The sequence below is a fragment of the Streptomyces sp. 3MP-14 genome (assembly GCF_006334905.2).
Lineage (GTDB): Bacteria > Actinomycetota > Actinomycetes > Streptomycetales > Streptomycetaceae > Streptomyces > Streptomyces triticirhizae.
Genome location: NZ_VDLZ02000005.1, coordinates 255,674 through 278,069, shown reverse-complemented (window position 1 = coordinate 278,069; position 22,396 = coordinate 255,674). Strand labels below are relative to the sequence as shown.

General features: G+C 72.2%; 19 protein-coding genes. 8 read left to right on the top strand and 11 right to left on the bottom strand.

Annotation, left to right across the window (positions count from 1 at the left end; translation table 11 throughout):
* Window positions 1-35: 35 nt before the first annotated feature.
* Both hemQ and hemG read right to left on the bottom strand, forming a co-directional pair.
* On the bottom strand, window positions 36-746 hold the full coding sequence (gene hemQ / locus FH609_RS09855) for a hydrogen peroxide-dependent heme synthase (protein ID WP_139666851.1): 711 nt from the start codon (window positions 744-746) through the stop codon (window positions 36-38).
* Window positions 747-751: 5 nt separating this feature from the next.
* Window positions 752-2,155: a protoporphyrinogen oxidase gene (gene hemG / locus FH609_RS09850; RefSeq protein ID WP_139666852.1), complete on the bottom strand. Its 1,404-nt coding sequence runs from the start codon at window positions 2,153-2,155 to the stop codon at window positions 752-754.
* Window positions 2,156-2,343: 188 nt separating this feature from the next.
* Between hemG and FH609_RS09845 the strand changes: the two genes are divergently transcribed.
* Window positions 2,344-3,411, top strand: coding sequence for a DUF4349 domain-containing protein (locus FH609_RS09845; RefSeq protein WP_193317828.1), 1,068 nt, complete (start codon window positions 2,344-2,346; stop codon window positions 3,409-3,411).
* Between the two features lie 52 nt (window positions 3,412-3,463).
* Here FH609_RS09845 and hemE read toward each other — a convergent pair whose 3' ends face one another.
* Complete coding sequence (gene hemE / locus FH609_RS09840; protein ID WP_226961532.1) at window positions 3,464-4,495, bottom strand: uroporphyrinogen decarboxylase; 1,032 nt, start codon at window positions 4,493-4,495, stop codon at window positions 3,464-3,466.
* A gap of 90 nt (window positions 4,496-4,585) precedes the next feature.
* Between hemE and FH609_RS09835 the strand changes: the two genes are divergently transcribed.
* The 7 genes from FH609_RS09835 to FH609_RS09805 all read left to right on the top strand — a co-directional run bounded on the left by FH609_RS09835 (window position 4,586) and on the right by FH609_RS09805 (window position 11,834).
* Window positions 4,586-5,218, top strand: a complete 633-nt coding sequence (locus FH609_RS09835; protein WP_193317829.1) for a DUF3000 domain-containing protein — start codon at window positions 4,586-4,588, stop codon at window positions 5,216-5,218.
* Between the two features lie 187 nt (window positions 5,219-5,405).
* Window positions 5,406-6,065 (top strand): response regulator transcription factor, encoded by a 660-nt coding sequence (locus FH609_RS09830; RefSeq protein ID WP_122399705.1) that lies wholly within the window; start codon window positions 5,406-5,408, stop codon window positions 6,063-6,065.
* 86 nt (window positions 6,066-6,151) lie between these two features.
* Window positions 6,152-7,411, top strand: coding sequence for an HRDC domain-containing protein (locus FH609_RS09825; RefSeq protein WP_139666855.1), 1,260 nt, complete (start codon window positions 6,152-6,154; stop codon window positions 7,409-7,411).
* Between the two features lie 127 nt (window positions 7,412-7,538).
* Window positions 7,539-8,750: a thiolase family protein gene (locus FH609_RS09820; protein ID WP_139667027.1), complete on the top strand. Its 1,212-nt coding sequence runs from the start codon at window positions 7,539-7,541 to the stop codon at window positions 8,748-8,750.
* A gap of 46 nt (window positions 8,751-8,796) precedes the next feature.
* Entirely contained in the window at window positions 8,797-10,923 is a 2,127-nt protein-coding gene (locus FH609_RS09815; RefSeq protein ID WP_139666856.1) for a 3-hydroxyacyl-CoA dehydrogenase NAD-binding domain-containing protein, read from the top strand.
* Between the two features lie 10 nt (window positions 10,924-10,933).
* Window positions 10,934-11,353, top strand: a complete 420-nt coding sequence (locus FH609_RS09810; RefSeq protein ID WP_226961531.1) for an NTP pyrophosphohydrolase — start codon at window positions 10,934-10,936, stop codon at window positions 11,351-11,353.
* A 76-nt stretch (window positions 11,354-11,429) separates the two neighbouring features.
* Complete coding sequence (locus FH609_RS09805; protein ID WP_139666857.1) at window positions 11,430-11,834, top strand: VOC family protein; 405 nt, start codon at window positions 11,430-11,432, stop codon at window positions 11,832-11,834.
* A gap of 76 nt (window positions 11,835-11,910) precedes the next feature.
* Here the strand turns inward: FH609_RS09805 and dxs are convergent, their stop codons facing one another.
* The 8 genes from dxs to ngcE all read right to left on the bottom strand — a co-directional run bounded on the left by dxs (window position 11,911) and on the right by ngcE (window position 22,320).
* Entirely contained in the window at window positions 11,911-13,818 is a 1,908-nt protein-coding gene (gene dxs / locus FH609_RS09800) for a 1-deoxy-D-xylulose-5-phosphate synthase (protein ID WP_193317830.1), read from the bottom strand.
* A 136-nt stretch (window positions 13,819-13,954) separates the two neighbouring features.
* Entirely contained in the window at window positions 13,955-15,184 is a 1,230-nt protein-coding gene (locus FH609_RS09795) for a sugar ABC transporter permease (protein WP_139666859.1), read from the bottom strand.
* A complete protein-coding gene (locus FH609_RS09790; protein WP_139666860.1) occupies window positions 15,184-16,011 on the bottom strand; it encodes an ATP-binding cassette domain-containing protein in 828 nt (275 codons plus the stop codon). The genes FH609_RS09795 and FH609_RS09790 overlap by 1 nt, the downstream gene beginning before the upstream one ends.
* 85 nt (window positions 16,012-16,096) lie before the next feature.
* Window positions 16,097-17,203, bottom strand: a complete 1,107-nt coding sequence (locus tag FH609_RS09785; RefSeq protein WP_139666861.1) for a substrate-binding domain-containing protein — start codon at window positions 17,201-17,203, stop codon at window positions 16,097-16,099.
* A 297-nt stretch (window positions 17,204-17,500) separates the two neighbouring features.
* Window positions 17,501-18,682, bottom strand: coding sequence for an ROK family transcriptional regulator (locus tag FH609_RS09780; protein ID WP_139666862.1), 1,182 nt, complete (start codon window positions 18,680-18,682; stop codon window positions 17,501-17,503).
* Window positions 18,683-18,862: 180 nt separating this feature from the next.
* Complete coding sequence (locus FH609_RS09775) at window positions 18,863-19,747, bottom strand: carbohydrate ABC transporter permease (protein ID WP_139666863.1); 885 nt, start codon at window positions 19,745-19,747, stop codon at window positions 18,863-18,865.
* Between the two features lie 79 nt (window positions 19,748-19,826).
* The gene (locus FH609_RS09770) at window positions 19,827-20,879 is read right to left on the bottom strand and encodes a carbohydrate ABC transporter permease (RefSeq protein ID WP_139666864.1); all 1,053 of its coding nucleotides are present in this window, start codon (window positions 20,877-20,879) and stop codon (window positions 19,827-19,829) included.
* Between the two features lie 28 nt (window positions 20,880-20,907).
* Entirely contained in the window at window positions 20,908-22,320 is a 1,413-nt protein-coding gene (gene ngcE / locus FH609_RS09765) for an N-acetylglucosamine/diacetylchitobiose ABC transporter substrate-binding protein (RefSeq protein ID WP_139666865.1), read from the bottom strand.
* Between the last annotated feature and the right edge of the window lie 76 nt (window positions 22,321-22,396).

The window sequence follows — 22,396 nt, the reverse complement described above, 5'->3', positions numbered from 1 at the left end:
GGGCCGCGCGCCCAGCAACGCCGCGCCGCGCGCGCTCAGGCCAGCCCGGCCACCAGCTCGCCGACCGACCGGCGGCGGCCGGTGAAGAAGGGGATCTCCTCCCGCACGTGCCGCCGGGCACCGGAGGCCCGCAGATGGCGCATCAGGTCGACGATGCGGTGCAGTTCGTCGGCCTCGAACGCCAGAATCCACTCGTAGTCGCCCAACGAGAACGAGGCGACCGTGTTCGCCCGCACGTCCGGGTACCCGCGCGCCATCTTCCCGTGCTCGGCCAGCAGCGCCCGGCGCTCCTCGTCCGGCAGCAGATACCACTCGTAGGAGCGGACGAACGGGTAGACGCTGACGTAGTCGCGCGCCGTCTCGTCGGCCAGGAAGGCCGGGATGTGCGACTTGTTGAACTCGGCCGGCCGGTGCAACGCCATGTTCGACCACACCGGCTCCAGCAGCCGGCCCAGGCCGGTGCGGCGGAAGAGGTTGTACGCCTCCTGGAGCGCGTCCGAGGTGGCCGCGTGCCACCAGACCAGCACGTCCGCGTCCGCCCGCAGCCCGGAGACGTCATAGGTGCCGCGCACCACCACGTCCTTGGCGGCCAGCTGCTCGAAGAGGACGTCGACCTCCTCGGCGAGCCCGGACCGGTCCTCGGGCAGCACGTCCCGCAGCCGGAAGACCGACCAGAGCGTGTAGCGGATGGTGTCGTTCAGCTCCTTGGCGCGCTTGCCGGTGGGCTTCTCGGGTGCGTTCGTCATGGCGCCTATTCTCCCGCCTCGCCGTGCGGGCCCGTCGGCAGGGTGCGCAGCAGCTCGGCCGCCGCCTGCTCGGCGCCGCCGATGCACGCCGGGACGCCGACCCCGTCGTAGGCGGCGCCGCACAGGCCCAGCCCCGGCAGCCCGGCGAGGTACCCGCGCACCCGCGCGACCCGCGCGTCATGGCCGACGGTGTACTGCGGCAGCCCCTGCCACCAGCGGGTCACCACGCTGTCCACGGGGGTGGCGCGCAGCCCCGCCGCCTCGCCGAGGTCGTCCAAGGCGACGCGCACCAGGTCCGCGTCGTCCCACTCCAGCGCGCCCTCCTCGCCGAAGCGGCCGACGGAGACCCGCAGCACGAACAGCTCCGGGTCGGCGGCCGCCGCCCAGTCCCACTTGCCGCTGGTGAACGTCGCCGCCTTGATGGTCCGCCCCTCGACCGCCGGCACCAGGAAGCCGCTGCCGCGCGGCAGCGTGGCCAGCTCCGAGCGGCGGAAGGCCAGCGTGACGATGGCCATCGAGGCGTACTCGACCGAGCCCAACTCCCCGGCCGCCGCCGGCGCCTCGGCCGCCAGCAGCCGCGCGGCGGCCGGCGCGGGAACGGCCAGCAGCACCCCGTCGGCCGCGAGCGAACGCCCGTCGTCCAGCGCCGCGACCCAGCCACGCGCCGTGCGGCGCAGCCCGGTGACGGCGACGCCCGTCTCGATCACGGCGCCCCGCCCGGCCACGTCCTCGGCGACGGCGGCGGCCAGCGTGCCAACGCCGCCCTCGATCCCGGTGAAGACCGGGGTCCTGGCGCCCGCCGCCGAGGGCTCGGGGCGCAGCGAACGGACGGCGGCCAGCAGCGAGTCGTGCTTGCGGACCGCCTCGTAGAGCTTGGGCACGGCGGACCGCAGCGAGATCCGGTAGGCGTCGCCGGCGTAGACCCCGCCGAGCAGCGGGTCGACGAGCCGGTCCGCCACCTCGTTCCCCATCCGTTCGGCCACCAGCTGCCCGATGCCGACGTCCTCGTGGACGGCGAGCGGCGGCAGTTCGGCGTCCCGGGCGATGCGGGCCAGGCCGCTGTCGGAGAGCACCCCGGCCAGCGCGGCCGCGCTGTCGGGCACGCCCATGACCTGGCCCTGCGGCATCGGCCGCAGCTCGCCGCGCGTCCAGATCGCCGCGCTGGTCACGGCGGGCGGCCGCAGCGCGTCGCCGAGCCCGACGGCCCGCGCCAGTTCCGTCGCCTCCGGGCGTCTGGCCAGCAGCGACTCGGCGCCCAGGTCCACCTGGACGCCGGCGACGTGCCCGGTGTGGAGCTTGCCGCCCAGGCGCCGGTTCGACTCCAGGACGGTGACCCGGAGGCCGGCGGCGAGCAGCCGATGGGCGGCGGCGAGTCCGGAGATCCCGCCGCCGACGACGATCACATGCATGGGTCCACTGTCGCAGACGCCTTCCCGAGTCCTCCGTGTGACCTCATCGGAACCCGGCGGCGACAACCGGCGGCCGGCCAGCCCCGTCCAAGAGGTAACCGCTCCCGGTCAGTTGGGGGGCACTCCGCGGTCGCGCGACGACCGAGACGACGCGTCGAAGGGATCGACGCGAAAGGGGGATGCGACTCATGCGCCGAGGTAACCGGGGCGGCAGACGCCGCGCACCCGCGCTGGCCCTGGCCGCGCTGCTGGCGGGCGGGGCGTTGCTCGCCGGCTGCACCAGCTCAGGGATGGGGGACGAGTCCGGCGGCGACGCGGCGAACGAGGCGTCCGCCGAGTTCGACGGCACCGAGGACGCCGAGGGCGGACTGCCGTCGGAGGACGCCACCCGGGAGGGCGCCGAGGGCGAGGCGGGCGCCGAGGACTCGGCCGACCTGTCCACGGTCGCCGAGGTGCCCGACCCGTCCCAGCTGATCCAGACCGCGACGCTCACCGTCGCCGTGGAGAGCGTGCCGGAGAGCTATGCCGAGGCGGTGCGGCTGACCCAGGCCGCCGGCGGCTATGTCAGCGACGAGTCCACCACGGGCGGCGAGGACGAGCCGTACTCCACGTTGACCCTGCGCGTCCCCAAGGAGGGGTACGCGGGGCTGCTCGGCGACCTCGCCGAGCTGGGCGAGCTGTCCTCGCGCGAGCTGACCACCGAGGACGTGGGCGACCAGATCGTCGACACCGAGAGCCGCCTGGAGACCCAGCGGGAGAGCATCGACCGGGTGCGGGACCTGATGGAGGAGGCCACCACGCTCGACGAGATCGTCCGCCTGGAGTCCGAACTCAGCACCCGTCAGGCGGAGTTGGAGTCGCTGGAGGCGCGGCTGGAGGCGCTGCGCGGCCAGACCGCGATGGCGACCGTCACCCTGGAGCTGTACCGGGAGGGCGAGCCGGCGCCGCAGCCAGTCGAAGAGGAAGACGAGCGGCCCTCGGTGCTGGACGCGCTGCTGGGCGGCGTGGAGTTCGTCTGGCTGGTGCTGGTCTGGATCGCGATCGCGGTCGGCGCCGCGCTGCCGGTGGTCGCGCTGCTGGCCGTCCTGTGGCTGCTGTGGCGGCTGCTGCGCCCGCGCCTCCCGCTGGACCGGCTGCGGACCTCCCGGCCCGTTCCCCCGCCGCCGGTCGCCGCGCCGCCGCCGCTCCCCCGCCCGGCGCACGCCCCCGAAGCGCCCGACGCCGCCGGCAGGTCCACGCCGGAGAACGGGAGTTGAGACGGTGCGGGCCGGCGGCTGGTCCCGCCGTCGGCCCGCCCGGGCCCGGGTTCTACCGCGCCGTCCGCTCGTGGACGTAGGCCGTCAGCCGGGTCAACGCGTCGGGGTCGGTGTCCGGGAGCACGCCGTGACCGAGGTTGAAGACATGGCCCGGCAGGTCCCGCGCCGCGTCCAGCACCCGGTCCGCCTGCTCCTCGACGACGGCCGTCGGCGCGAACAGCACCGCCGGGTCGAGGTTCCCCTGCAACGCGCGCCCGGGGCCGACCCGGCGGGCCGCCTCGTCCAGCGGCACCCGCCAGTCCACGCCGACCACGTCGGGCCCCGCCTCGGCCAGCGCCCCGAGCAACTCGCCCGTCCCGACGCCGAAGTGGACGCGGGGCACCCCGTGGTGCGCCACCGCGTCGAACACCCGGGTCGAGGCCGGCAGCACCGAACGCCGGTAGTCGGCCGGCGCCAGCGCGCCCACCCAGGAGTCGAAGAGCTGCACCGCCGAGGCGCCCGCCTCGATCTGCACGTTCAGAAACGTCGAGGTGATCTCCGCCAGCCGGTCCAGCAGCGCCGACCACAGCTCCGGGTCGCCGTACATCAGCGCCTTGGTGTGCTCGTGGTTCTTCGACGGACCGCCCTCGACCAGGTAGCTGGCGAGGGTGAACGGGGCGCCGGCGAAGCCGATCAGCGGGATGTCGCCCAGCTCGGCCGTGGTCAGCCGCACCGCCTCGGTGACATAGGAGACGTCATCGGGCGTCAGCGGGCGCAGCCGCGCCAGGTCCGCGCGGGTGCGGAACGGCTCGGCGACCACCGGCCCGACGCCCGGCTTGATGTCCAGGTCGACGCCGATCGCCTTCAGCGGCACCACGATGTCGCTGAAGTAGACGGCCGCGTCCACCCCGTGCCGGCGCACCGGCTGGAGGGTGATCTCGGTGACCAACTCCGGTCGCATACAGGAGTCCAGCATCGCGATGCCCTCGCGCGCCTTGCGATACTCGGGAAGCGAACGGCCGGCCTGTCGCATGAACCAGACGGGGGTGTGCGGCACCGGTTCGCGACGGCAGGCCTTCAGAAACACGGAGTCGGTCACAGTCACGGAAGAAGTCTCGCACGGCACTCGGTTGGGCCCGCGCCCCCGGGTGTGGCTACCGGCGGCGGACCGCTCGGGCGCCTAGGGTTACGCGCCATGGCAGCGTCTCGCACCCACACAGCGGAGGAGTCGGCGGAGATGAGCGACCCCGGGGCTGGGGCACCGCCCGTGTTCCGGCAGGCGGTGGCCGCGCTCCAGGCGGTCCGCCCCCGGCCCGAGGTCAGCCTCTCCCCGCTGCCACCGCCCCGCCGGCTCGCCCCCTACGCGCACGCGCTGGGCGCCTCGGTGAGCGAGGGCGACGAGGAGCTGGCCGACGGGCGCTTCGTTCTCCTGCACGACCCGGCCGGCGACGACAGCTGGGGCGGCGAGTTCCGCATCGTCACCCTGGCCAGGGCCGACCTGGAGCCCGACGTGGCGACCGACCCGCTGCTGCCCGAGGTCGCCTGGTCCTGGCTGACCGAGGCGCTCACGGCCAGGGCGGTGCCGCTCGACGTCCCCAACGGGACGGTGACCAGGGCGGATTCGGCGTACTTCGGCGGCCTGGCCGACCGCGAGGGCCGGGCCGAGCTGGAGCTGCGGGCGTCCTGGACGCCGGCCGACCCGGCCGACGCCGCCGGCCACCTGCTGGCCTGGTGCGGGCTGCTGGCGCAGTGCGCCGGGCTGCCGCCCGAGTCCAGCGGGACCCCGGTCACGGCGCTGCCCCGCCGACGCGGCCCGCGCCCCGGCTGACCGGCCGGGGGCGCCGCGCGGGACACGCCGACTGTCAGGGTCGTGACGCGGAATCACCGGTTCGTGATCATTCCCTAAAGGCGCCGGAGCTTCGTGCCGAAGAGGTCTGTGACCCTTCCATCCGGATCGCCCCGACTCCCCTCTTACGGAGTCGGTTCCTTCCCCACCCCACCCTCCGGGAGGCCCGGTGTCTGTTCTTCTTGAGCACCCCGCAAGCCTGGTCGCCTACCGCCCCAACAAGCCGACCGCCATGGTCGTCGTGGCCGACCCCCGCGTCCGTTCCACCGTGACCCGCCATCTGTGGGCTCTCGGAGTCAGGGACGTGATCGAGGCGTCGTCCATCGCGGAGGCCCGCCCCAGAGTCGCCAACCCGCGCGACATCTGCGTTGCCGACGTCCACCTGCCCGACGGTTCGGGCCTGACCCTGCTCTCCGAGACCCGGGCCGCCGGCTGGCCCAACGGTCTCGCCCTCTCCGCCGCCGACGACATCGGCGCGGTGCGCAACGCCCTCGCCGGTGGCGTCAAGGGCTATGTGGTCACCGGCACCCGTAACAACCTGGGTCCGCCCACCCGACACGGCGCCGCGCACATCGGCGCGGCCGCCAGGATGCACCGCCGGCAGCCCGGCGCCCCCGCCCACCAGGGCGGCTTCCGCGAGCTGTCCGGCCGCGAGGTCGAGGTGCTGCGGCTGGTGGCGGAGGGCCAGTCGAACAAGGCCATCGGCGTCTCGATGGGCCTCTCGGCGCTCACCGTCAAGAGCCACCTCGCCCGGATCGCCCGCAAACTGGGCACCGGGGACCGCGCCGGAATGGTCGCGGTCGCCCTGCGCACCGGCATCATTCACTGACCCCCGCTCTCGGCGCGCGCCCCCGGGCGTGCGCCGGGGCGTGGGAGAGACGTTGTACTCCATGAGCGCACAGTTACCCTTGACAGGTGAGCGACGCCCAACAGATCACCGAGTCAACGTCTGACCAGCCCTCCCCCGAGGCCACCGGCCCCGCGCCGGTTCCCCTGCTCACGCCCCGGGAGGGCGTCCCCCCGGTGATCGCCGACGAGGCCGCGCTCGCCGCCGTCGTCGAAGGACTCGCCGCCGGCTCCGGCCCCGTCGCCGTGGACGCCGAACGCGCCTCCGGATACCGCTACGGGCAGCGCGCCTATCTGGTGCAGCTGCGCCGGGCCGGCGCCGGGACCTCGTTGATCGACCCGGTCGCCTGCCCCGACCTCTCCGCCCTGGGCGAGGCCATCGCCGACGCCGAGTGGGTGCTCCACGCGGCCACCCAGGACCTGCCCTGCCTGCGCGACATAGGTATGCGCCCCACCCGCCTCTTCGACACCGAACTCGCCGGCCGGCTGGCCGGGTTCGCCCGGGTCGGCCTTGGCGTGATGGTGGAGACCGTGCTCGGCTACAGCCTGGAGAAGGGCCACTCGGCCGTCGACTGGTCCAGCCGCCCGCTGCCCGAGCCCTGGCTGCGCTACGCCGCGCTCGACGTCGAGTTGCTCGTCGACCTGCGCGACGCGCTGGAGGAGGAGCTGCGCCACCAGGGCAAGCTGGAGTGGGCGCTGGAGGAGTTCGCCGCGATCGCCGCCGCCCCTCCCCCGCCGCCCCGCAAGGACCCGTGGCGCCGCACCTCGGGCGTGCACAAGGTGCGCAAGCGGCGGCAGTTGGGCGTGGTGCGCGAGCTGTGGGAGGCGCGGGACGAGACGGCCAGGCGGCGCGACCTGTCGCCGGGCAAGGTCCTCGCGGACGCGGCGATCGTCGCCGCGGCGCAGGCGCTGCCCCGGGACACCAGGGCGCTGGCCGCGCTGCCCGGCTTCGGGCACCGGACCAACCGCCGCCAGCTGGCGCAGTGGCAGGCAGCGATCGACCGGGCCAGGGAGCTGCCCGAGGAGGAGCTGCCGCAGACCGCGCCGCAGACCCAGGGCCCGCCGCCGCCGCGCGCCTGGGCCGAGCGCGATCCGGCGGCCGCCGCCCGGCTGACGGCGGCGCGGGCCGCCGTGACGGCGCGCGCGGAGGAGCTGCGGATGCCGCAGGAGAACCTGCTGACCCCGGAGTTGGTGCGGCGGGTGTGCTGGGAGCCGCCGGCGGAGGCCGGTCCCGAGGCGGTCGGCGCGGCGCTGCGCGCGCTGGGCGCCAGGGAGTGGCAGATCGGCCAGACCGCCGAGCTGCTCGCCAAGGCACTCTCCGAGGGCTGAGCCGCCGGGCGGCTGCGTCCGGGCCTGTGATGTGCGACCCGGACGACGGGCGAGTCTTGCCTGACAGTTACCCACTAGTAGCATGGGTCCCGGATCGCAGAATCTCGGCGTGGAGAGAGAGGGCATCGTGCCGCGTACCGCTAGGGACGTCGTGTTCGTCGACGGCGTCCGCACCCCGTTCGGCAAGGCGGGTCCCAAGGGGATCTACCACGAGACCCGCGCCGACGACCTGGTCGTCAAGTGCGTCCGGGAGCTGCTGCGGCGCAATCCGCAGCTGCCGCCCGAGCGGGTCGACGACGTGGCGCTCGCCGCCACGACGCAGATCGGCGACCAGGGCCTGACGCTGGGCCGCACGGCCGCGCTGCTGGCCGGGCTGCCGCAGTCCGTTCCCGGTTACTCCATCGACCGCATGTGCGCGGGCGCGATGACCGCCGTGACCACCAGCGCGGGCGCCATCGCCTTCGGCGCCAGCGACGTGGCGATCGCCGGCGGCGTGGAGCACATGGGCCGCCACCCGATGGGCGAGCAGGTCGACCCCAACCCCCGTTTCGTCTCCGAGAAGTTGGTCGACGAGTCGGCCCTCTTCATGGGCATGACGGCGGAGAACCTGCACGACCGGTTCCCGCACCTGACCAAGGCGCGGGCCGACGAGTACGCGGTGCGCAGCCAGGAGAAGGCGGCCAAGGCGTACGCGGACGGCAAGATCCAGCAGGACCTGGTGCCGGTCTCGGTGCGGCGCACCGAGGGCGAGGGCGAGCTGGGCTGGGGCCTGGCCACGGCGGACGAGCCGATGCGCCCGGGCACCACGCTGGAGGGGCTGGCCGGCCTGAAGACCCCGTTCCGCCCGCACGGCCGGGTCACGGCGGGCAACGCGGCGGGCCTCAACGACGGCGCGACCGCCTCGCTGCTGGCCGGCGAGGACGTGGCGGCCGAACTGGGCCTGCCGGTGCGGATGCGGCTGGTCGCGTTCGCGTTCGCCGGCGTCGAGCCCGAGGTGATGGGCTTCGGCCCGATCCCGGCCACCGAGAAGGCCCTCGCGAAGGCGGGCCTGACCATCGACGACATCGGCCTGTTCGAGATCAACGAGGCGTTCGCCGTCCAGGTGTTGGCGCTCCTGGACCACTACGGCATCGCCGACGACGACCCCCGCGTCAACCAGTACGGCGGCGCGATCGCCTACGGCCACCCGCTGGCCTCCTCAGGGGTGCGGCTGATGACCCAGCTGGCCCGGCAGTTCGAGGACCAGCCGCAGGTGCGGTACGGGCTGACCAGCATGTGTGTCGGCTTCGGCATGGGCGGCACGGTCATCTGGGAGAACCCGCACTGGGAGGGCAAGTGAGCCCACGTTCGGCACCCCGGTCCAGCGAGCAGGTGAAGGAGTCACAGTGAGTAGCGCGGAGCAGCTGCGCAAGGCGGCCGAGATCTTCCCCGACGAGGTGGTCACCCAGGCGCACGTGCGCCACCTGGAACTGCCGCACGGCGCGGGCCGGTTCGCCCTGATCACCCTGGACAACGGCCACGACCACAAGAAGCCGACGACGTTCGGGCCCCGTTCGCTGGCGAACCTCGACGCGGCGATCGACCGGGTGGCCGCCGAGGCGGACGCCGGCGAGATCGTCGGCGTGGGCCTGACGGGCAAGCCGTTCGTCTTCGCGGTGGGCGCCGACCTCAAGGGCGTCGAGGTGATCGCCGAACGCGAGCAGGCGCTGGCCATCGGCATCGGCGGGCACGCGATCTTCCGCCGGCTGAACAGCCTGGCGGTGCCCAGCTTCGCCTACTACAACGGCGCTGCGCTGGGCGGCGGCGTCGAGGTGGGCCTGCACTGCACCTACCGCACGGTCTCCGACTCGATCGGCGCGTTCGGGCTGCCCGAGGTCTTCCTCGGCCTGGTGCCCGGCTGGGGCGGCTGCACCCTGCTGCCCAACCTGATCGGCGCGGAGCGCGCGGTGACGGTCATCGTGGAGAACGCGCTCAACCAGAACCGGATGCTCACCGGGCCCAAGGTCTACGAACTGGGCATCGCCGACGCCCTCTTCGAGGCGGCGGACTTCCTGGAGCAGTCGCTGATCTGGACCTCGGCGGTGCTGCGCGGCGAGATCGAGATCGCCCGGCAGGACCCGGACCGGGGCGAGACCTGGGACCAGGCGGTGGCCAGGGGCCGGGAGATCGCCGACGAGAAGGTGCACGGCGCGGCCCCCGCCGCCTACCGGGCGCTGGACATCATCGCCCAGGTGCGCAACGGGGACCTGCGGGCCGGCTTCGACGCCGAGGACCAGGCGCTGGCCGACCTGATCATGAGCGACGAACTCCGCAGCGGGCTCTATGCGTTCAACCTGGTGCAGCGCCGCGCCAAGCGCCCGGTGGGCGCGCCGGACAAGTCGCTGGCGCGTCCGGTGACCAAGGTCGGGATCGTGGGCGCGGGGCTGATGGCCTCGCAGCTGGCGCTGCTCTTCGCGCGCCGCCTCCAGGTGCCGGTGGTCCTCACCGACATCGACCAGGAGCGGGTGGACAAGGGCGTCGGCTGGGTCCACGAGCAGCTGGACATGCTGCTGCTCAAGGGCCGGCTGAGCCAGGACCAGGCCAACCGGCTGAAGGCGAACGTCACCGGCTCGCTGGACAAGGCGAGCGCGTTCGCCGACGCGGACTTCGTGATCGAGGCCGTCTTCGAGGAGATGGGCGTCAAGCGGCAGGTGTTCGCCGAGCTTGAGGCGGTGGTGCCGGAGCACGCCATCCTGGCCACCAACACCTCCTCGCTCTCGGTCACGGAGATGGCCTCGCGGCTGGCGCACCCGGAGCGGGTCGTCGGCTTCCACTTCTTCAACCCGGTCGCGGTGCTGCCGCTGTTGGAGATCGTGCGCGCCGAGCGCACCGACGACGCGTCGCTGGCCACCGCGTTCGCCGTGGCCAAGCAGCTGAAGAAGTCGGCGGTGCTGGTCAAGGACGCCCCGGCGTTCGTCGTCAACCGCATCCTGACCCGCTTCATGGGCGAGGTGCTGGCCTCCATCGACGAGGGCACCCCGGTCGAGGTGGCGGACAACGCGCTGGCGCCGCTGGGGCTGCCGATGTCGCCGATGGTGCTGCTGGAGCTGGTGGGCCCGGCCGTGGCGCACCATGTGGCGGGCACCCTGCACGAGGCGTTCCCCGAGCGGTTCGGCGTCTCGGAGAACCTGGGCCGCGTGGTGGCCGCCGGCAAGCGCACCCTCTACGACCACAGCGGCGGCAAGCCGCAGCTGGACCCGGAGGTCGCCGCGCTCTTCGAGGTCGGGGACCGGGTGCTCTCCGAGGAGCAGGTCAGGGCCCGCGCGGTGGACGCGATCGCCGAGGAGATCGGGCTGATGCTGGACGAGGGCGTGGTCGCCGAGGCGCAGGACATCGACCTGTGCCTGATCACCGGCGCCGGCTGGCCGTTCCACCTGGGCGGGATCACCCCCTACCTGGACCGGGCCGGGGTCTCCCAGCGGGTGCTGGGCCGGCGGCTGTTGGCGCCCGGGGTGGCGAGCCTGCCGGAGTAGGGTCGTCCGCGTGACGGACGAGCAGGCGAACGGCGCGGCGCCCGACCCGGTGGACCCGGGTGGGGCGCCGCTGCTGTTGGTGGACGGCGCCAACGTGGTGGGCTCGGTGCCCGACGGCTGGTGGCGGGACCGGCGGGGCGCCGCCGAGCGGCTGCGGGACCGGCTCGCCGGCCTGGCCGGCTTCGGGGAGCCGGTGCTGGTCGTGGAGGGCGCGGCGCGCGGGGTGGCCTCGGTGCCGGGGGTGCGGGTGGTCTCGGCGGCGGGCAGCGGGGACGACGCGATGGTGGAGCTGGTGCGGGCGGCCGAGCCGGGGCGGCGCTGCCTGGTGGTCACCGCCGACCGCGAGCTGCGGGGCCGGGTGCGGGAGTTGGGCGCCGAGGTGTGGGGGCCGCGCGAACTTCTTTCGAGGATTCCGCCGGGCGGGCGATGAGTTTCCGGTGAGCCCCCGGTCTGTCCTGTCGTAAGCCACCGCGGGGAGCGGCGGCGGGAACGAGAGGGAGCACACCATGTCCACCATGATCTTCGTGAACCTGCCGGTGAAGGACCTGGAGCGGTCCAAGGAGTTCTTCACCAAGCTGGGGTACTCCTTCAACCCGCAGTTCTCCGACGAGAACGCGGCCTGTCTGGTGATCAGCGAGACGATCTACTCGATGCTGCTCACCGAGGAGTTCTTCAAGACGTTCACCAAGAAGCAGCTCGCCGACACCGGTACCCACCAGGAGGCGCTCATCGGGCTGAGCGCGGACAGCCGGGAGGCCGTGGACGAGCTGGCCGACCGGGCGCTGGCGGCCGGCGGCACGGCGGCCGGCGACCCGGTCGACATGGACGGGATGTACGGCCGCAGCTTCTACGACCTGGACGGCCACCACTGGGAGGTCATGTGGATGGACCCGGCGGCCGTCCAGGGCTGAACGTTCGACGCGTTCGACGCGTGGAACGGACGCCGCTCGCCACGGGGGACGAGCGGCGTCGCGGGTTCGGCCGGGGTCAGTCGCTGCCCAGGCCGGCCGGGTCCAGCCGGCCCTCCTGGCGGGCGACGAGGCCGGTGACCTGGCGGGCGATGGCGGGGGCTGTCAGGCCGGCCTCGGCCAGCACCTCGTCGCGGCTGCCGTGCGGCAGGAAGCGGGCGGGGATGCCGAAGTCGCGCAGCGGCACGTCCACGTCGGCGTCCCGCAGGGCCTGCGCGATCGCCGAACCGACGCCGCCGGCGCGGCTGTTGTCCTCGACGGTGGCGACCACCCGGTGGCGCGCGGCGAGCGCGGGCAGCTCGGGGTCGACCGGCTTGACCCAGCGAGGGTCGACGACGGTGGCGCTGATGCCCTGCCGGTCGAGCAGCGCGGCGGCCTCCAGGCAGAGCGGCGCCAGCGCGCCGACGGAGACGATCAGCACGTCGGGCCGGTCGGTCCCGGCGTCCCGCAGCACGTCCATCCCGCCGATCCGGCCGACGGCGGCGACGGGCGCGGCGACCTTGCCCTTGGAGTAACGCAGCACCGTGGGCGCGTCCTTGACCTGCACGGCCTCCCGCAGCTGGGCGCGCAGCTGGTCGGCGTCGCGCGGGGCGGCCAGCCGCAGCCCGGGGACGACCTGGAGGATCGACATGTCCCACATCCCGTGGTGGGAGGCGCCGTCGGGGCCGGTGACGCCGGCGCGGTCCAGCACGAAGGTGACGCCGCAGCGGTGCAGCGCGACGTCCATCAGCAGCTGGTCGAAGGCGCGGTTGAGGAACGTGGCGTAGACGGCGAAGACCGGGTGCAGCCCGCCGGTGGCCAGCCCAGCGGCCGAGACCGCGCCGTGCTGCTCGGCGATGCCGACGTCGAAGACCCGGTCGGGGAACTCCTCGGCGAAGCGCTTGAGGCCGACGGGCCGCAGCATGGCGGCGGTGATGGCGACGACATCGGGCCGCTCGTGGCCGATGCGGACGATCTCGTCGCCGAAGACGGAGGTCCAGTCGGCGCCCGAGACGGACACCGGCAGGCCGGTGTCGGGGTGGATCACGTTGACCGAGTGGAACTGGTCGGCCTCGTCGTCGCGGGCCGGCTGGTAGCCGCGGCCCTTCTCGGTGAGGCAGTGCACGATGACCGGCCCGCCGAAGCGCTTGGCGCGCTGGAGCGCGGACTCCAACGCCTGGATGTCGTGCCCGTCGATCGGGCCCACGTACTTCAGGCCCAGGTCCTCGAACATGCCCTGCGGGGCGATGACGTCCTTCAGGCCCTTCTTGGCGCCGTGCAGGGTGCCGTAGAGCGGGCGGCCCACGACGGGGGTGCGGTTGAGCATCTGCTTGCCGCGCTCCAGCCAGCGCTCGTAGCCCTCGGTGGTGCGCAGCGTTGCCAGGTGGTTGGCGAGGCCGCCGATGGTGGGCGCGTAGGAGCGCTCGTTGTCGTTGACGACGATCACCAGGGGGCGGTCCTTGGCGCCGGCGATGTTGTTGAGTGCCTCCCAGGCCATGCCGCCGGTCAGGGCGCCGTCGCCGGTGACGGCGACCACGTGCTGGTCGACGCCGCGCAGCTGGTTGGCCTTGGCCAGGCCGTCGGCCCAGCCGAGGACGGTGGAGGCGTGGCTGTTCTCGATGACGTCGTGCTCGGACTCCTCGCGCGAGGGGTAGCCGGACAGCCCGCCCCTGGTGCGCAGCCCGGTGAAGTCCTGGCGGCCGGTGAGCAGCTTGTGGACGTAGGACTGGTGGCCGGTGTCCCACAGGACGCGGTCGGCCGGTGAGTGGAAGACCCGGTGCAGGGCGATGGTCAGCTCGACGACTCCGAGGTTGGGGCCGAGGTGCCCGCCGGTCTTGGAGACCTCCTGGATCAGGAAGGTGCGAATCTCTCCGGCCAGCTCGACGAGCTGCTCCGGGGTGAGCCGGTCCAGATCGCGCGGTCCCGAGATACCGGTCAGCAACGACACCGTTCCTCCTCGCTTCGGGGCACCCATCACCCGGAGAGTCTAGTGCGCCGGTCGCCGCCAGGGGGTCTCAGGATGCGAGATAGGTCACCCGGGTCGCTCGGGACCCGGGTGACCTGTCAACTCGGCGGTACGGCACCTATGTTCGGCCGGCGGTGCGTTGCGTCCTGCGGGAGACCGAGTCGAGGACGACGGCCACCAGCAGCACGGCGCCGGTGATCATGTACTGGATCTCGCTGGCCATGCCCATCAGGTTGAGCCCGGTGGTGATGGACTGGATGACCAGGGTGCCCAGCAGCGCCGACCAGACCCAGCCGCGCCCGCCGAAGAGGCTGGTGCCGCCGATGACGGCCGCCGCGATCACGTTCATCAGCAGGTTGCCCGAGCCGAGGCTCTTGGACGCGCCGCCGGCCTGCGCCGCGTAGAAGAGGCCGCCGAGCGCGGCCAGCGCGCTGGCGATGGTGAACACCGTCAGCCGGACGCGCTCCACGTTGATGCCGGCGCGGCGGGCCGCCTCCGCGTTGCCGCCGACGGCGAAGATCTGCCGGCCGTAGGTGGTGCGACGGACCATGAAGTCGGCGAGCAGCAGGATCGCCAGGAAGATCACCAGGGCCAGCGGCAGGCCCCGGTGCTGGTTGAGGGTGTAGGCGGTGACGAACGCGGCCACCGCCACCAGGCCGACGCGCAGGATGATCTCGCTCAGCGGCCGGGTGGGCAGCCCGGCGGCGCCGCGCCGCCGCTCCTGGAAGACGAGCGCGGCCAGGTAGCCGAGGCTGAGCACGGCGGCCAGGCCGTAGGCGGCGGCGATGTCGGAGAAGTAGAAGTTGTTGAAGTCCCGCACCAGGCTGTCGCGGGGGATGTTGATGGTGCCCTCGTCGCCCATCACCCAGATCTGGAGGCCGCTCCAGCCGAGGAAACCGGCGAGGGTGACCACGAAGGCGGGGACCCCGATCTTGGCGAAGAAGAAGCCGTGCAGGGTGCCGACGGCGGCGCCGGCCAGGATGGCCAGGCCGATGGCGACGAGGTCGTTGACCCCGTGGCTGACGGAGAGCACCGCCCAGATCGCGGCGGACAGGCCGGCCATGGAGCCGACCGAGAGGTCGATCTCGCCGAGCAGCAGCACCAGCACGATGCCGACGGCCATGATGCCGGGGCCGGCGATGTAGACCGTTATGTTGCTGAGGTTGCGCGGGGAGAGGAACGTCCCGGTCTGGGCCTCGAAGACGACGGCGATGATGATCATGCCGATGATCACCGGGATGGAGCCCAGCTCGCCGCCGGCGATCCGGCGGCGGAAGTCCTCCACATAGCCGGCCAGGCCGCGTTCCCGCACCAACAGGCGCGGGTCGGGCGCGAGTTTGTCGCTCATCAGGCTTCCTCCTCCGCGCCCTGGGCGTCGGTGTTCTGCTCGGGCTCGGCGTCGCGCGGCTGGTCCCTGCGCGAGCTGCGCCGGGTGACCGCGTTGTCCGTCGCGCCGGTGATCGCGGCGATGATCTCCTCGCCGCTGGTGTCGGCGGCCTGGAAGACGCCGTTGTTGCGGCCCAGCCGCAGCACGGCGACGTCGTCGGCCACCGCGCGCACGTCGGCGACGTTGTGGCTGATGAGGATGACGCCGAGGCCCCGGTCGCGGAGCCGTTCCACGAGGTCGAGCACCTGGGCGGTCTGCTCGACGCCGAGGGCGGCGGTTGGCTCGTCGAGGATGACGACCTCGGGCGAGCCGACCAGGGCGCGGGCGATGGCGACCACCTGCCGCTGGCCGCCGGAGAGCGAGGCGACGGGGATGCGCACGCTGGGGATGCGGATGGAGAGGGTGTCCAGCAGTTCGCGGGCCTCGCGCTCCATCGCCACCTGGTCCAGGATGTGCGCGGTGCGCAGTTCCCGGCCGAGGAAGAGGTTGGCGACCACGTCGAGGTTGTCGCACAGGGCGAGGTCCTGGTAGACGGTGGCGATGCCGAGTTCCTGGGCGTCGTGGGGCTTTACGATCCGGACCTCCTGCCCCTTCCAGGTGATGCGGCCGGAGTCGATGGGGTGGACCCCGGCGATGGTCTTGATGAGGGTTGATTTTCCGGCTCCGTTGTCGCCCACCAGGGCGGTCACGTGGCCGGCGCGGATCTCCAGGTCGACGTCGGTCAGCGCCTGGACGGCGCCGAACCGCTTGGAGACGCCGTGCAACGCCAGAACGGGTGCGGCGGTCATGCGTGGGGTCAGCTCCTTGCGCTGCGTTGGCCCGGCCCCGCCCCGGGACGGATCGACGGGGGGCGGGGTCCGGGCGGTGCGGCGATCAGCCGAGGCCGGCTTCCTGGCAGGCGTCGGCGAACTCGGCGGTGCAGATGTCGGTGGGCGCGTAGAACTCGTCGGCGATCACGGTGTCCGTGATGGTGTCGACGGTCACCGGCACGGGCTCCAACAGGGTGGACGGGATGCCGTCGTTGGTGGGGCTGTCCACGCTGTCGGGGGCGAGGTCGGCGAAGTCCTCGCCGTTGAGCAGGCGGACGGCGATCTCGGCGGTGATCTCGGCCTCGGGCCGCAGCGCCTTGTAGATCGTGAAGGTCTGCTCGCCGGAGACGATCCGCTGGAGGCCGGCGAGTTCGGCGTCCTGGCCGCCCACCGGCACGTCGGTGATCCCGGCGGCCTGGAGGGCGTTGATCACGCCTGCGGCCATGCCGTCGTTGGCGACGTAGACGGCGTCGAAGCCGTCGGCGCCGACCGAGTCGATGATCGCGTTCATCTCCTCGTTGGCCAGCGCGGCGTCCCAGCCGTCGATGTCCTGGCTGGCGACGATCTCGGCGGTGCCCTCAAGGACCGACTCGGCGCCCGACTTGAAGAGCGCGGCGTTGGGGTCGGTGGGCGAGCCGTTGATCATCACGACGCGGGAGCCCTCGGCCTCGTCGCCCAGGGCGTCCAGCAGGGCCTGGCCCTGGAGTTGGCCGACCGCCTCGTTGTCGTAGGAGACATAGGCCTCGATCGGGCCCTCGGCGAGCCGGTCGTAGGCGACGACGGGAACGCCCTCGGCCTCGGCCTCCTCGACCCAGGTGCCGGTGGCGGACGCGTCCACCGGGTCGAGGATGATCACGTCGACGCCGCCGGTGAGCATCGCGTCGAACTGCTGCTTCTGGAGGTTGGTGTCCTCGCTGGCGTTGTTGTACTCGATGGAGCAGTCAGGACACAGCTCGCCGATCTTGTCCTCTATGAACGGGCGGTCGAAGGACTCGTACCTGGTGGTGCGGTCCTCGGGGAGCAGGAGCCCGATGGTGCCGCCACCGTCCCCGCCGCCGCCCTCGTTGTTGTCGTCGTCATCGCCGCCGCCGGCCTCACCGCAGGCGGCCAGCGCCACGGCCAGGGTCAGGGACACGACGCCGATACCGACAAGTCGCAGTTGTTGACGCATCGTTAGTCAAGCCTCCCGCTCGGGCCGCCACTTCGCGGCCATTCGGTCCGGTGAGAGCTAACTCCGGCGTCTTCTTGTCGTCAATACATAAATCCAGCTTCAACCAAATCGAGACCTTCTCTTAGAGCGGAAGCGAAGGTTTGACAACGCTATTCACGGGCATTAAAGGGGGCGCGCCTCTGGGGAGTTCTGAAGCTTTGTTTTTCGTTGTGTTGTTTTTACCTCTTGAAGGTTCAACCAGGGCGGGGGCGGGTCTTCCGGGCCGGCGCGTTCAGCCCCGGCGGTCGGTCGGGCCGGTCAGTCCGGCCGGTCCGCGCCCAGCAGCATCCCGTCGCCCATCTCCCGCAGCACCAGCGCCAGCGCGCCCAGCACCTCGGCCCGGCCGCCCAGCGCGCCGGCGGCCACGGTCAGTTGACGGGCCGCGCTGGGGATGGCGTACCGGCCGACGGAGTCCCTGATCGGCCCCAGCGCGATCTCCCCGGCCTCGGCCACGTCGCCGCCGAGCACCACGCGGTTGAGGTTGAGCACGTTGCACAGCTGCGCCACTGCGGTGCCCACATGGCGCCCGACGTCGGCGATCACCCGCCGGCAGCCCGGGTCGCCCTCGCGCGCCAGCTGGACCACCCGCCGCATGGTCAACTCGGTCCCGTGGATGGGCGCCAGCAGCGGCAGCACATGGCGCGCGGCGGTGAACGTCTCCAGGCAGCCCCGGTTGCCGCAGCGGCAGACCGGCCCCGACTCGTCGAGCGTGATGTGCCCTATCTCGCCGGCCGTGCCCCCGGAGCCCCGGTATATGCGGCCGTTGATCACCAGCCCGGCGCCCACCCCGCTGGCCACCTTGATGTAGGCGAGGTCACCCGCGCCCCGGCCGCTGCCCCAGACGGACTCGCCGAGCGCGCCCAGGTTGGCGTCGTTGTCCACGTGCACCGGGACGCCCGTCCTGGCGGCCAGCTCGTCGCGCGGGTTGGTGCCGCGCCAGCCCGGCAGTATGGCGGTGGAGCCGATGGTGCCGCTGGTCATGTCGATCGGCCCGGGAACGCCGAGGCCGATGCCGATGATCTTGGAGCGGTCCACGCCGGCGACCGCCAGCAGCCGCCCCACCAGCTTCTCGGCCCGGTCGAAGCCCTGCTCGGCCGAGGCGTCCACGTCCACCGGCTCGGCCTCCTCGGCCAGCACCTGGTGCGCCAGGTTCCCGACCGCGACCCGCAGATGGGAGTGGCCGAAGTCCACGCCCACCACGATGCCCGCGTCGCTGGAGAGCGAGACGCTGCGGGCCCGCCGGCCGCCGGCCGAGGTGGAGCGCACCTCGACCGTGCCCAACTCTTTCAGCTCCCGCACGATGTTGGAGACCGTGGCCGCCGAGAGACCCGTGGTCCTGGCGATGTCGGCCTGGGTGAGCGAGCCGGCGGCACGGACCGCCCTGATCACCCGCTCCAGGTTGGCCCGGTGCAGCGAGGACTGCGATCCCGGAGTCTTCACGGCTCACTCCACTTCCCACATACCGAACATCCCGTCACCCAGCGGGCGAACGTCGCCTCCGCCGGCCGCCCCACCTGCGACGGGAGACGGCACCTGGCCCACTATAGGAAGTGAACGCCCCGAACGGTGGCCTCGTGCGGGAATCCACCGAAGCCGGCCGGCGCGCCGGGCCCGGCGGGATCAGCGCACCGCGCCCGCCGTCAGCCCGCTCTGCACCTGCCGCTGGAAGGCGACATAGACCACCAGCACCGGCATCATCGCCAGGGTCACGCCGGCGTAGAGCGCGCCCCAGTCCCCCTCGTAGCCCTGCTGCACCATCAACGCGGCCAGGCCCTGGGGCAGCACCGCGTCGTCCGGGTCGCCGACGTTGAGCACCCGGGGCAGCACGAACTGGTTCCACTGGCCGAGGAAGTTGAAGATCCCGATGCTGATCAGCCCGGGCTTGGCCATCGGCAGCATGATCTGGAAGAACGTCCTGGTGTGCGAGGCGCCGTCCAGCGTCGCCGCCTCCTGGACCGCGCCGGGCAGGGTGCGGAAGAAGGCCACCAGGAAGAAGATCGTGAACGGCAGCGAGTAGGCGATGTAGACGACGATCAGGCCCTGGCGGGTGTTGAGCAGGCCCAGGTTGTTGAGGACGAAGAACAGCGGCACCAGGGCGAGGAAGATCGGGAACATCATCCCGCCGACGAACAGCAGGTGCAGCAGCCGGTTTCCGGGGAACTCGAAGCGCGCCAGCACATAGGCGGCCATCGAGCCGAGCAGCATGGTGCCGGTCAGCGAACCGGCCAGGATGATCAGCGAGTTGAGCGCGTACCGGCCGATGTTGGCCGAGGTCCAGGCGTTGCTGAAGTTGGCCCACTCCAGGTCGGTGGGCAGCCCGAACGGCTCGGAGACGATGTCGCCGTGCGGGCGGAGGCTGTTGAGGACGACCAGCAGCAGCGGCGCCGCGGCCATCACCAGCCAGGCGACCAGGAAGGCGTGCGAGAAGACGTTCAGGGTGGTGCCGGTGACGCCCTGCCGCCGCTGCTCGGCGGGCCGGTCGCCGGGGGTCTTGGTGAGGCTCATCTTCGGTGCTCCATCAGGCGGTTGGCGTGGCGGGAACGGACGGAGGGCCGGGCCGGTGGCGGCGGCCCGGCCCCCGCGCCTACAGCTCGATCCGGTCCCTGCGGCCGATCCGCAGCATGACCGTGGCGAACAGCAGGGTGATCACGAAGAGCGCCACCCCGATCGTGGTGGCGTAGCCGGCCTGCCCGTCCCGGAACGACTTCTCGAACAGGTAGCTGGGCAGCACGTCCATGCCGTGCTCCGGCACCATCACGTTCACCAGCGCGAAGGCGTCCAGGGCCTGGATGCCCATGTAGACCCAGCCGGTTCGGACGGTCTCCCAGGTCAGCGGGAAGGTGATCCGGAAGAACGTCGTCGAGCGGCCCGCGCCGTCCAGCCGGGCGGCCTCGTAGATCTCGGTGGGGATGGAACTCATCGCCGCCGAGAACAGCACCACGTAGAAGCCGACGAACGACCAGCACAGCACCACCAGCACGCACCAGATCGCCCAGGAACTGCCCAGCCAGTCCTCCCGCTGCCAGGAGTCGAGACCGACCGCGTCCAGACCGGCGTTGAGCGCGCCGCTGCGCGGGCTGTAGATCCGGGCCCAGATCACCGCGATGATCGCCAGCGAGAGCACCTGCGGGAAGAAGTAGACGATCTTGTAGAGGCCCGAGCCGGTGACCCCGGCCACCGCCTCGTTCCGCCGCCGACCGCCGGCGGTGAGCATATAGGCGAAGAACAGGCCCATCACCAGCGTCACGAGCGGGGCGACCAGCAACAGCAGCAGGCTGTTCCCGGTGGCCTCCCAGAACTTGTCGTCGTTCCACATCCTTTCGTAGTTCTCGAAGCCGGTGAACTCGTAACTGGAGCTGTATCCCGTCCAGTCGGTCATCGAGTAGAAGAACGCCTGGAGGAACGGCGAGACCACGAACACGCCGTAGACCAGGACCGGCAACGAAAGGAACCAGACGATGAAGCGGTACTGATCGAGTTTTCGGTAACGCCGGTCGAACCGGACGCTTCGCGGGGTGAACCGGGGCGGCAGGAAGAACGCCACGGTCAGCCGGAGTGCCAGCCCCGGGGTCAGCCGGTCGCCGCCGCTCCCCCGGCGGCCGGCCGTGTCGTCCCTGCTCTCCACGCCACTCTCCATGCCATCCTCCATGCCGCCCCCTCGCCGCTCAGACGTGCTGGAACTTCTGGATGGAGTCGTCGCTCGCGGTCGCGTCGGCCGCCCGCTGACACCGGGTGATCGCCTCGTCCGGGTCGATGTCGCCGGCCATCATGGCGGCGACCGCGCCCCCGACCTCCTCGTTGTTGAACTGCTTGTACCAGTCGGGCAGTCGGGGCACGAGCAGGTTGTCGCCGGCCGCCTCGAAGGTCGCCTTGGCGCTGGTCAGCCCGGGCGGCAGGTCCATCCCGTCGGCGGCGCCCCGCACACAGGTCAGCGAGGAGACCAGCTCGGTGAAGTTCCGCGCGGACTCCTGGCCGAGCATCACCCGCAGGAACTCCAGGCCGCCGATGGGGTTGGTGGCGTCGGCCGGCACGAAGAACGGCTCGCTGGCCGAGGCCCACAGCGTCTCGAACGGCATCGCGTCCGAGGAGTCCAGGCCGGTGGGCGGGCCCACCGCCATGTCGAAGTCCTCGGGGGTGTTGCGCCGCGACTCGTTCTCCACCCAGGAGCCGTTCGGGATGAACAGCGCCTGGTAGGCGTTCCACTCGTCCTGGGACTCCTCGTGGGTCATGCCCGGGCTGCCCTGGAGAACGTAGCCGCGCGCGGCCAGCTCGTGGTACGCCTCGAACGCGGCCTTCACCGCGTCGTGGCGCCAGGCGTTGGGCTCCAGGTTGTCGATGGCCTGGAGGACCTCGACGCCGCCGATCTTGCCGATGAACGGGTAGAGCGTGAAGTTGAAGTAGTAGGGATACACGCCGGGGTAGGTCCAGCCCGCCATGCCCTGCCGCTTGGCGGCCTCGCAGACCGCGATCATCTCGTCCCAGGTGCGCGGGTACTCGACCTCAAGCCGCTCCAGGGCGGTGCGCGAGTACCACTGGCCGTAGACGGTGAACGCGTAGTTGAGCCGCCAGACCTCCTCCGTGCCGAACTGGCCCATCTCCACCGTGCTGGGCATCAGGGTCTCGCGCACGGTGACGTTGGGGTCGTCCAACGAGGGGGCGTCCAGCAGCTCGTTGAGGTCGTAGACCTGCCCGTTGCGGATCAGCGCCGCGATGTCCATGGCGTCGGCGCCGCCGTTGTTGATGACGTCCGGCGGGTCGCCCTGGACCATTCTCGGCTGGAGTCTGGTCTGGATCTCGGTCGTCTTGTCGTGGGTGACCTGGCCGTAGCTCTCCTGGTAGATCGCCTCGGCGTCGAGCGCGTACTGGTCGCCGAAGCCACCGTCGAAGATGATGACCTCGAGTTCGGCCTCGGGGTCCACGCCCAGCGGGTTGTCGTCCGTGGTCTCGCCGCGTTCGACGGACTCCTCGTCGCCGCCACCGCTGGCGCAGCCGGCCAGGGCGCCCACCGCCGGCACGGAGAGCAGGCCGGCCGCGGCGGAACGGGTGAGCAGGGAGCGGCGGTTGAGCTTGGAGGTCATGTGCAGCCTCGCCTTCCTGGGGGGAGCCGAACGGGATGGCCGCCGACTGCCCGACAGGTATAGTCCACTTGGCGCG